At 65.8% G+C, this 7574-nt stretch carries 8 protein-coding genes and 1 pseudogene (1 of these 9 running past the window's edge); 4 read left to right on the forward strand and 5 right to left on the reverse strand.

The features are described 5' to 3' along the window. From E6J58_23705 to E6J58_23715, 3 genes are all read right to left on the reverse strand, one after another. On the reverse strand, positions 1 to 1058 hold a 1058-nt coding region (locus tag E6J58_23705; GenBank protein TMB32026.1), incomplete at its 3' end, for a cytochrome C assembly protein. Continuing rightward, entirely contained in the window at positions 1055 to 2218 is a 1164-nt protein-coding gene (locus E6J58_23710; protein ID TMB32027.1) for a cytochrome c biogenesis protein ResB, read from the reverse strand. The genes E6J58_23705 and E6J58_23710, both read right to left, overlap by 4 nt. Further along, positions 2205 to 2822 (reverse strand): hypothetical protein, encoded by a 618-nt coding sequence (locus E6J58_23715; GenBank protein TMB32028.1) that lies wholly within the window; start codon positions 2820 to 2822, stop codon positions 2205 to 2207. The genes E6J58_23710 and E6J58_23715 overlap by 14 nt, the downstream gene beginning before the upstream one ends. On the opposite strand from E6J58_23715, the gene E6J58_23720 reads away from it, so the two are divergent. Beyond that, positions 2821 to 3546, forward strand: coding sequence for a CBS domain-containing protein (locus tag E6J58_23720; GenBank protein TMB32029.1), 726 nt, complete (start codon positions 2821 to 2823; stop codon positions 3544 to 3546). The two genes, E6J58_23715 and E6J58_23720, sit on opposite strands and share 2 nt — an antisense overlap. Before the next feature lie 6 nt (positions 3547 to 3552). Here E6J58_23720 and E6J58_23725 read toward each other — a convergent pair whose 3' ends face one another. Continuing rightward, positions 3553 to 4122 carry a universal stress protein gene (locus E6J58_23725; GenBank protein TMB32030.1) on the reverse strand — a complete coding sequence of 190 codons (570 nt, stop codon included), beginning with the start codon at positions 4120 to 4122 and terminating at the stop codon, positions 3553 to 3555. A 149-nt stretch (positions 4123 to 4271) separates the two neighbouring features. Here E6J58_23725 and E6J58_23730 point away from each other — a divergent pair, with 149 nt between their 5' ends. Next, a complete protein-coding gene (locus E6J58_23730; GenBank protein TMB32031.1) occupies positions 4272 to 5552 on the forward strand; it encodes a glutamyl-tRNA reductase in 1281 nt (426 codons plus the stop codon). A 45-nt stretch (positions 5553 to 5597) separates the two neighbouring features. Beyond that, complete coding sequence (locus E6J58_23735; GenBank protein TMB32032.1) at positions 5598 to 6047, forward strand: hypothetical protein; 450 nt, start codon at positions 5598 to 5600, stop codon at positions 6045 to 6047. 3 nt (positions 6048 to 6050) lie between these two features. Here the strand turns inward: E6J58_23735 and E6J58_23740 are convergent, their stop codons facing one another. Further along, positions 6051 to 6518, reverse strand: a complete 468-nt coding sequence (locus E6J58_23740; GenBank protein TMB32033.1) for a CBS domain-containing protein — start codon at positions 6516 to 6518, stop codon at positions 6051 to 6053. A gap of 362 nt (positions 6519 to 6880) precedes the next feature. Here E6J58_23740 and E6J58_23745 point away from each other — a divergent pair. Next, positions 6881 to 7574: pseudogene (locus E6J58_23745) on the forward strand (histidine kinase); it runs 429 nt beyond the window's last position.

A 7574-nucleotide genomic window follows, 5' to 3' on the forward strand; every position in this document is an offset into this window, starting at 1 on the left:
ACGAATACGGCGGAGGAGTAAAGGTTGGTCACCGGCGGCCGACCTTGCAGGAAGATTCGCGTCACCAGACCGGCGGTGTGGATCAGCGCCCCGGCCACGAGAAGGGCGAACGCCGTCGGTTCGAGGACTGAGCGCTTCCAGAGCCAGGATGCGAACAGGGTCAGGAGGGCCAGGACGTAGATGACCATCCCTGCATAGAAAGGCTGCGCGCGGTTGAACAGGCGCTCCGAATCCGCCTGACCCAGCGAGTCCGGCCGCCGGGAAGCTGCAACTTCCCTGATCGCCACCACTGCGCGATTGAAGGCCTCCAGATCGTTCTCGTCGTAGGCCGAGGCGAGCCGTGCCAGGGATTCGAGGGCCGGATCCATCGTGCCGCTGCGCGCGGCGCCCAAGGCCTCGCCGACGCTGCGCCAGGCGTCCGCGCTTGCTCCCGCCGGCGGAGGGAGGGGACGGAAAGCCGCGAGCTCTGCAAGCTGCTCATGTCGTTGGCCGGCCTCGGGGGTTGCGATGGATTCGAGCTCCGAGTCGAGGCCCGAAGTACCGGGCATCTGCAGCGTATTCTGCAGACGGTAATAGAGGTAGATGCGCTGGAAGAGCGTGACGATGGCGCCCTGGAAGCGGGTGCGCTGTTTAGCGTCGATGTCGTGCGCCGCCGAGGCCTGACGTTGGACTTCGTCGAGGTGCGGCGCGAGGGTCTTGAACGAGAAATAGCGGGAGGAGGTCTGCTGCAGCCCGAGGAGGCCGAGCACCTCCGGATCGTCGATCACGAACACCGGCTGTTTCTCGGCGACGTCGGGCCGCAGCATGACGTCGAGCAGCCACTCATCGGGGCCCACCGTCCGGCCGAGGTGCTGGAAGCTCTGCTGGCCGCGGATGACGAGGAGCGAGTTCCGCGCTACGGAGTCGATCGGCTTGACCCGCCCGCCCTCGAGAACCGGAATGCGCCCGAATCCGTCGAGATCGAAACCACGAATCTTCGCGGGCGGCAACAGCGAGGCGCCCACGCAAGCGAGCGCAACCGCAATCACCATCCAGGGAACGACTTTGGTCGCGTTCATCGCGCCTCCAGTGGAGCCTGACGCCTCTTGAGCGAACGGAACAGGGCAAATGCGAAGTGCAGGACGAGGCCCGCTCCCACGAGGACGCACGAGATGTACGGCAGGAGCCACCCAGGGTTCTCCACCACCTGGAGGACTGAAAGCGTGTCGTTCTTCCCGAAGCTAGCCTGATAGAACGCCTTGCCGCCATATCGCAGAGGCTGGTTCATGTAGATGAGGACGTCCCGCTCCTCGCCAGCCGCTGGATTTGCAAGCTGCACCAGGCTGGAGAAGTTCTTGGGAATGTCGGTGCCGGGATAGACGTCGTGGCGGAAGTCCTTCAACGTCAGCGAGTACGGGAGATACTCCCGGCGCGGCCGCATCGAGAGCGTCCAAGTGCGGCCTTCGTGGATGAAGGACTGCGGCGCCCCAAGGGAGTTCGACACGAGCCACGTTCCATAGCTGCGTCCGTCCGCGATCGGCTCGACGTAGACGGCCCTGCGGTCGATTTCGTTGTCGCCCGATACGGGCGGCAGCTCGCGGACTTCGACGCTGGCCCCCACGCCCATGTTTGCCAGCGATCCGCGCGCGCCCGTTGCGGTCATCGCGAGATCCGCATTTTGGAAAAAGGACTTGACGTGCAGGGTGAGCGGCGTGCCTGGCAGCGCGATCGTCTTGCGGCTGGCGAGCAGCGACTCCGGGACGCCGTACACGTCGTCGTGCCGCGGGTCCGTCACGTCCGCGATTGCCAGTTCCATCTCCCGCTGGCTCTCGACGTAGTCGCGGGTCTGGCCTTCCTCGATTGCGAGCTGCGTTTCCACCTGGAAGGCTCCGGTGACGAACTCGCCCACGAACAGGAGGATGAGGCCGGCGTGGATCACCCAGAGCCCCGCCTTGCGCCAGCTCAGCTCCAGACGTCTCACTTGCGCAGCGACCAGGTTCGCCACGAGTACGAGACCGACCAGGGCGCCACCCGGGAAGACGGGGATCCTCACGTTCGATCCCGGCACCCGCAACCACACGAGGAAGCTGCGGATGTACGCGTTCACGGCGGGCAGCACGCCAAGAGTGACTTGCGCCAGCGTGCACGCCACCACAAGCACCATCAAGAGAGCGAGGCAGACCAGGGTGAGCTTGAGGGACGTCAACGCGTCCCAGGCCCGCCCACTAATTCGCGGCATCACGGCGGAGGCTCTGGAGGAGGCGAGTGAAATCCGATCGCACAGCGCCAACCGCACCGGCGTCCCCGAGCATCTTCAGGAACCAGGTGTTCCCGTCGACGGCCGCAAGCCCGGCGATCAATCGGCTCTTCTTCTGCCCTTCGCTCGAGAAGTCGTAGAACGAGACGGTCCCCGCCTTGGTGTTCAGCGACTTGCGCACGGCGGCGAGGCCAGGTTCATCGATCGGACCGAGGCCGATCTGCCCGCGCCAGCGGTTCACGTTGGCGAGCTCTCCTCCCGCCGGCCCCGGAAGAACGATCACCGAGACATCGACGGCACCGCCCGGCGGCTTCAGCGTCGCAAACCGCATTCCGCTTCCGACGCTCTCCGTCCATCCCTTTGGGAGCGTCCACTTCAGCGCGCTTTTGGCTTCGTGTTCCGGCGAGAGACGCACATCCCCCCGGCCGACGCCCGGCGAGACATTCACCGCCATGGCGTCAGGCGCTTTCTTCGCGCGGAAGTGGGTGACCTCTTCACGCCGGCAGCCGGTCGCGAGGAAGACCATCGAGGCAAGAGCGACGACCAGAAATTCGACTGCGATAGCGCGATAGGTTGAGGGTCGCATGAGTGCGTCCCAGTGCCACGGGCGTGCCAATCGGCGACAGCTCCAGCCCCACCGATTTCAGCTGTCGAAAGGGGAGTCGCGTCGACAGTGCGCGCAGATTCTGCGCGCACTGCGGGCAGTGACGCACGAGTTGCAGGCCTTCCGCGATGCGATCCTGCCCGATGGTCAGGCAGACTGGTACGCTGGCTGCAGGACGTCATGGAGGGACCGGAGGTCGACCATGCCCTCGATGCGCGCGAAGAACGGACCGCAGCCTGCCACCCCCGCCACGACGCACGTTTCCCGGATCATGAGCCACGACGTGATCACGGTGCGATCGGGCACGAGCGTTGACGTAGTCGCCGAGGTGCTGCTGTCGCGCGGGCTGAGCCGCGTCCCGGTGCTCGATGCAAGTGACCACCTGATCGGCATCGTCTCGAAGACCGATCTGGTCGCGCAGGCGCACGACGAAGGCGACACGCTGCAAGAGACGTCGGAGCCGTCCGCGCGAGACAAACAGCTGCACGATCTGCGTGGCTTTCACGTCCACAGCGAAGGCGCCGTCGTCGACGATGTAATGTCCCAACAGGTGATCGCGATAGACGAGACGGCAACTGTTCAGCGAGCAGCGCAGATGATGGTCGGCAGCCGGGTGCACGGTTTGCCGGTCGTGACGGCCGGCGGCAGGCTGGTAGGTTTTGTCTCGACCATGGATGTTCTGGCCTGGCTCTCCGGGCTGCGCTGACAACGGTCAGGCGGCGCGTGCAGAGTTTTCATCGGCAGCTTGCGCACGAAGGGTCACGACGGGGCAGCGAGCCTGGCGCACTACGAACTCGGCGACGCTTCCGAGGGCAACACGGCGCAGACCACCACGGCCATGCGTTCCCATGACGATCAGGTCGGCCTTCAGTCGTACCGCCGCGTCGAGGATGCCGGTCGCCGGCGACGCCGCGAGAAGTACCTCGGTCGTGGCGACGATGCCCAACTCCTCCACAACCTCCCGCAGCGCCGCGCGGACGGGAGCAATCTCATCTTCCGAGAGCGCGGGAACGACCCTGTCCGTGGCAATGACGGGGGTCGGGTTCAGGACATGGATCACGTGAACCGGCAGGCCGCCCAGCGACCGTTGCAGGTCGTTAGCCCAGCACAGTGCTTTCGCGGACGCCGGTCCGAAATCGTACGGAACGAGGATTTGTGGCTGCATGGATGACTCCCGGGTGAAGCGGGCCGTGGATGGCTCCAGCCGTCCGGGCCCCGCCCTAGGAGATCGCTGCAATCGCCGCGCCCTTCTGGAGGGCGCCGGGAACGCGGCGACTCTCATGAAGCATCCCGACGCACGCGTTGCGTTTCCTGCAGGAAATGCGCGCGTGCGCGATGGCTCACCTGAGGAACGCGAGCTGGCGCACGTCTTGCTCCCGATTCCCAAAGCATGGAGACGGTGCTGGTGCACATCGCGCTGCTGGGGTGGGAATGACCATCATCTGTGTCGGGATTTCGCACAAGCAGGCGCCCATCGAGGTGCGCGAGCGACTCGTCGTTCGGTCTGAGGAGCTTCCCGGGCGGCTCCAGGCGCTCCGCCGTCTTCCAGGCCTGCGCGAAGTCTTCCTCCTTTCGACCTGCAACCGGCTGGAAGTCTTCGCCGCCGCGGATTCGCGCGACGCCGCCGAGAAAATCCTACAGAGCCTCGATCCGGTCGCCATCGTAGCCTGCCGGTTCGATGAGGACGCTCTGCGGCACTTGTTTCGCGTCGCCGCCAGCCTCGACTCGATGGTCGTGGGCGACGCCCAGATCCTCGGGCAGGTGAAGGAAGCGGCGGCGCAGGCGCAGCGCGCGGGAGCGCTCGGCCCCGAGCTGCAGCGGGCGATCGCGCGCGCGGTAGGCACAGCGAAACGAGTGCGCACCGAGACGGAGATTGCCCGCGGAGCGCTCTCGCTGAGCAGCGTGGCCGTGGAAGTGGCTCACAAGCTCCTGGGTGACCTCCGAGATCGTTCCATTGCGCTCATCGGCGCTGGGAAGATGGCGGAGCTCGCCGCCCGCGAGCTGCGAGCGCAGGGGGTAAAGGACCTTCTGGTCGCGAACCGAACGGGGCCCCGGGCAGAAGCGCTGGCTCGCGAAGCGGACGGCGTCCCCCTGCCGCTCTCCGATCTTCCGGTGCTTCTGGTGCGTGCCGATGTGGTCATCTGCTCGACAGGTTCCGCCGAGCACGTGGTGACGCGCGAGGCCGTAGCCGCTGCGCTGAAAGGACGCCGGCACCGGCCACTGTTCCTCGTCGATCTCTCCGTCCCCCGCAACGTAGACCCGGCGGCGAACGACCTCGACAACGTCTACGTCTACGACTTGGATGACCTGGAGCGGGTCGCGAGGCAGAACCGGACACTGCGCGGGGCGCAGATCGGCAGGGCCGAGAAGATCGTCGAGGAAGAGCTGCGCGCCTTCATGGCGCAGGCACACGAGCGCGACGCCGTTCCGGTGCTCGCCCGGCTGCGTGCGCATGGTGAAGCAGTGGCGCGCATGGAAGCGGAGAGGACGCTGGCCGCGGCCCTGCGTGGGCTGGATGACCGGCAACAGAAGACCGTGCGCGCGATGGCGTCTGCCATCGTCAACAAGCTGCTGCACGGTCCGACTGCGCGTCTGCGGAACGAGGCTGGTCGCGGACCGCTGGCCGAGGCGGCAGCCGCGCTCTTCGGCCTCGAAGAACCATCGCAGTCCCAACCGGAAGCTGTCGTCCTGTCGCTGGCAGGAAACGGCTAATGCCACGCATCGCCTGGATGCACGAACGTCGTGGAGAGGTGAGAGATGGAACTGACCAATGAGGAACGGAGGCACATCCTGCGCATGCAGCACGCCCATCTTCGCCGGACGATCAAGGCGGCGCAGATGGCTGCGCGCGGCGCGCTGGCAGGGATGGCATCCGCCGGAGAGCTCCAAGTCGCAGTGAGCGCGCTCGAGCGCGAGCTTCTTGCTCACCTTGCCGAGGAGGAGCGGTTGCTCGAACCGATTCTCGCCAAGCTCGACGCGTGGGGGCCCGTCCGCCTTTCCCTGCTTCGCGCCGAACATGCCCACCAGCGGGCCGTGCTTGCGGTGCTGACCGGACGGTCGGCGTGGCCGGCCAGCTGGCTGGTCGCGGGCAGGACGTTGTCGATGTGCGACGATCTGATCACCGACATGGAGTTCGAGGATCGCGAGCTGCTGGACGAGAAATTGCTGCGCGATGACTTGATCCTGCTGGACGCCAGCGACGCCTGACGGTCAGCTGAGGACTTTGAGGAGCGCGCGCAAGGCGTCCGAGCGGGTGAAAATGCCAATCACGCGGCCGCGCTCGACTACCAAGGCAGACCCATACTTGTTCGCCAGCATTTCCTGCACCACGGCACGCACTCGGGCGCCGGGGACGACGGCGAACGGGCTTTCGGTCATCGCTTCGGACACGGGTTCCTTCGCAGGATCGACGCTCTTGAGGGTCTCGAGAAGATAGAGATCGCGTTCGGAGACGAGCCCCACCACCTGATCGCCCTTGAGCACGGGCAGGTGCCGCACGTTGCGCATGCGCATGAGCTTGTGGGCCTCGCGCAACGGCTCGTCGAGCTGGATGCAGCACGGGTCGGCGGTCATGAGATCGGCGACTTTCATCGGACCGCCATGCACGCCATGCAGAAACGCGCCTGCGGGACGGCCCATAGCCGCAGCTCGCCGACCGGTCCTGAACAGCGCTCGCACCTGCCGTAGGTTCCGATCGAGATCCGCAGCAGCGCAGCCTCTACCTCGGCGAGGTCGATGGTTTCGGCGCTCCGAAGCGCCTGCAGGACGTCGTGTGCTTCGAGGTCCGCGGCGCCGTCGGGGTGACACACCGCCTGCAGCTCTTCCTCGCTGCGCTCCAAGCGGGCCGCGACGGCGCCGATCTGCTCTTTGCGCGCCAGCAAGGCCTTGCGCGCAAGCCTTGCGCTGCGGATCTCGGGAACCCGTACCATCGCGTCCTCTGTCTCCTGCCCTCGCAAAAACCGTTCCACGCGGACGGTGATTGCTCCAATCATGTGCAGGACTTGCGTAGCATGGCTGCGGAGTTGCAAAACGATACCGTCATGCCGGAATCCCTCTTCGAGGAACTGAAGCGATACGTCGGATTCGGCGTCACCGACGAGCAGGCGCTGCGCACGCTGCATCCCGTCGCGCGTCCGCACTTCGATCGCATCAGCGAGGTGTTCTACCAGCGCATCCTCGAACACGAGGCGGCGAGGAAGGCCCTGGTCGAGGGCGAGAGCATGGTCGGCCGCCTTCGTCACACGCTTGTGGCATGGATGGACAAGCTCCTGACCGGTCCCTGGGACCAGGAATACTACGAGCTGCGCGCCCGCATCGGCCGCAAGCATGTCGACATTGCGTTGCCCCAACACTACATGTTCGGCGCGATGAACGTTCTGCGGCAGGAGCTGAACGCGCTGATCGACATTTCGTTCATCGCCGATGCAGGTCAGCTGCGCAATGTCCGGCTTGCGGTGGGCAAGATCCTCGATCTCGAGCTCGCCATCATGTTGCACACGTATCGTGAGGATCTTCTCTCGCAGCAGGCGCGCAGCGAGCGGCTCTCCACGTTCGGGCAGCTCGTCGGTTCCATCGGCCATGAGCTCCGCAACCCGCTCGGCGTGATCGAGAGCAGCCTCTATATCCTCCGCGGCAGGGTCGGCGCCGGCGACGAGCGGGCTACCAAGCACGTCGATCGCATCACCGAACAGCTGGGCATCGCCAACACCATCATCACCGACCTCCTGGATATGA

The sequence above is a fragment of the Deltaproteobacteria bacterium genome, from assembly GCA_005879535.1.
GTDB lineage: Bacteria > Myxococcota > Myxococcia > Myxococcales > 40CM-4-68-19 > 40CM-4-68-19.

Bases quoted from the DNA above. Each gene is read 5' to 3' on its own strand.
- E6J58_23710 (TMB32027.1), bottom strand. From the start codon at position 2,218: ATGCCGCGAATTAGTGGGCGGGCCTGGGACGCGTTGACGTCCCTCAAG.
- E6J58_23720 (TMB32029.1), top strand. From the start codon at position 2,821: ATGAGTGCGTCCCAGTGCCACGGGCGTGCCAATCGGCGACAGCTCCAG.
- E6J58_23715 (TMB32028.1), bottom strand. From the start codon at position 2,822: ATGCGACCCTCAACCTATCGCGCTATCGCAGTCGAATTTCTGGTCGTC.
- E6J58_23725 (TMB32030.1), bottom strand. From the start codon at position 4,122: ATGAGAGTCGCCGCGTTCCCGGCGCCCTCCAGAAGGGCGCGGCGATTG.
- E6J58_23730 (TMB32031.1), top strand. From the start codon at position 4,272: ATGACCATCATCTGTGTCGGGATTTCGCACAAGCAGGCGCCCATCGAG.
- E6J58_23735 (TMB32032.1), top strand. From the start codon at position 5,598: ATGGAACTGACCAATGAGGAACGGAGGCACATCCTGCGCATGCAGCAC.